3 protein-coding genes are annotated in these 2,403 nt (G+C 41.7%); 1 reads left to right on the forward strand and 2 read right to left on the reverse strand.

Annotation, left to right across the window (positions count from 1 at the left end; genetic code table 11):
• Positions 1-370, reverse strand: a 370-nt coding sequence (locus tag KKE07_05205; GenBank protein ID MBU4270239.1) for a transposase, incomplete at its 3' end; no start/stop codon positions are given.
• A gap of 272 nt (positions 371-642) precedes the next feature.
• On the opposite strand from KKE07_05205, the gene KKE07_05210 reads away from it, so the two are divergent.
• The gene (locus tag KKE07_05210; GenBank protein MBU4270240.1) at positions 643-2,091 is read left to right on the forward strand and encodes an IS5 family transposase; all 1,449 of its coding nucleotides are present in this window, start codon (positions 643-645) and stop codon (positions 2,089-2,091) included.
• A gap of 15 nt (positions 2,092-2,106) precedes the next feature.
• Here the strand turns inward: KKE07_05210 and KKE07_05215 are convergent.
• Positions 2,107-2,403: bifunctional 5,10-methylene-tetrahydrofolate dehydrogenase/5,10-methylene-tetrahydrofolate cyclohydrolase (locus KKE07_05215; GenBank protein MBU4270241.1), on the reverse strand; the 297-nt coding region annotated here is incomplete at its 5' end.

Below are 2,403 nucleotides of genomic sequence, written 5' to 3' on the forward strand. Positions count from 1 at the left end.
AGATGAGCCAGAAAAAATAGTAAACAGGATTAGTCTGCATCTCAATTATAACATCCTTAAATCGCTCATTCCAGAATGGGCCGGTTCTATTCATGATTTTATTGTACATTTCAGCAACACGGGCCTTGATATACTGCATGATTCGAGAAATTGAAGCTTCACCTTCAATAGTTTCTATGATAAAATGAAAATGGTTATCCATTAATGTAAATGATATTAGTTTGTAATTATATTTTTTATGGGCCATATTGATGGCTTTATAGCCTAATTTTTTAATATTTATTGCTTTCATCAGTGGTTTTTTTTCAATGCACCGTGACATGACATGATGAGTAAGTCCTGGCGTAGTAATTCTTCTTTTATTAGACATTGATTCCCTCCCTATAAATATTGTATTGATTGTTATACGTTTAAGAGAGGCTTTTTAATGAAAAAATGGAAAATACGGCTCTGAGCCCTGGAAAAAAATTAAAATGTAATGAAGCTCTGAGCCCTGGTTTTATTCATAAGGCAACAAGCTAAATAGGGCTTCCTGAAAAAGTCGCAAGTCCTGAAAAAATTAATTGTTATATAGATTCCGTATGATACAAATGCACAACAAATGACTGATTTCAGATAAAACCCGTGCACCAGGAATAACGAATGTATAGAAGAAATGACAAAGAGCAACTTGAGTTTGAAAACTTTCATCTTCCCTTCGGTGGGCACCTCAAGAGCGACAATCGGTGGGTAAAACTGGCGAAAATAATTCCCTGGGATGAGCTTGAAGAAAAGTACGCGGGATTGTTCAGCGATCGGATGGGAGCCCCGGCAAAGACATTCCGCATGGCCCTGGGAGCCTTGATCATCAAGGAGCGTTTAAATATAACTGATGAAGAGACGGTGGAACAGATTCGAGAAACACCATATCTTCAGTATCTGATCGGTTTTCATGAATACCAGGATAAAGTTCCTTTTAATCCGTCGATGATGGTTCACTTCAGAAAGAGACTTTCGCCGGAAATTATGGCGCGGATCAATGATGTTATTATCAACGGAAAACTGAAGAAAGATGATCATGATGATTTCAACGATAGGAATGACACCGAGGATAAAGAGATTTCTGTGAATGAAGAAGAATTCAATTCAGGGATCATGATGGTTGACGCAAGCGTTGCTCCGTCAGACATTGCCTATCCAACTGATTTGAGTCTTTTGAATAAATCACGGGAGAAACTGGAAGAGATTATCGATGCTCTGTATGAACCGTTGAAAGGGACTGCGCAAAAACCACGAACATATCGACAGAAGGCGAGAGTGGCCTACCTGCGAGTGGCGAAGCAACGGAAATCGAGTCAAAAAGCGATCGGAAAGGCGATCAAACAGCAATTGCAATATGTTAAACGGGATTTAGGTCATGTTGTTACCCTTGGAAACCTTGAGAGCCTGTCATCCCGGCTATATAAAAATCTTTTAGTCATTCAGGAAATATTTCGTCAGCAGCAGGAGATGTATCAGAAAAATATTCATTCGACGAGTGACCGGATTGTAAATATTTCCCAGCCTCATGTCCGTCCTATTGTTCGCGGGAAGGCATCTGCGGCAGTTGAGTTTGGGGCGAAGATAATGGTCTCCCGAATCAATGGGTATCACGTTTTGGAAGATATCTCCTGGGACAACGTCAATGAAGCAACGTTATTGCAAAAGCAGATTGAGCGATACCGAGAACGGATGGGATGTTATCCCGAGGCAGTACTTGCTGACAAGCTTTACCGGAATAGAGACAATATCACATTTTGTAAAGATAGAAATATCCGGTTGTCAGGGCCAAAACTTGGCCGTCCCGGAAAGGAACGTCAGGCCGACAAACGGCAGGAACGTGCCGACTGCGCCATGAGAAATGCGATAGAAGGAAGTTTTGGGACTGGGAAAAGACGGTATAGCCTTGCCAGAATTATGATGAAACTGCGGGAAACCAGTGAGACGTCAATCAGTCTCATCGTATTGGTGATGAACCTTGAGAAGATACTCAAGGATATCATAATCAATTTTTTTAATCGATGTTTTAGGATTCAGAAATGGTATTTTTTAAAGAAATTTCGGGCAGCCTGACTTTTTCAGGAAACCCTACTTAGAAATATTGTTCTGGAGTTTACACGCTTTCACCGTATTGGCCAGGAGCATTGTAATAGTCATGGGCCCCACTCCTCCCGGGACCGGCGTAATGGCTGAAGCGATCTCCGCCACTTCATCAAAAACTACGTCACCAACGAGTCTGTTTTTGCCCGGATTATCTTTATCAGGGACCCTGTTTGTCCCCACGTCAATAACCACAGCACCTTTTTTTACCATTTCACCGGTTACGGTTCCGGGCCTGCCGGCTGCAACAACAAGGACGTCGGCCTGTTTTGTATAATAAGAGAG

It is taken from the genome of Candidatus Dependentiae bacterium (genome assembly GCA_018897535.1).
In the GTDB taxonomy this organism is placed as follows: Bacteria; Babelota; Babeliae; order Babelales; family UASB340; genus UASB340.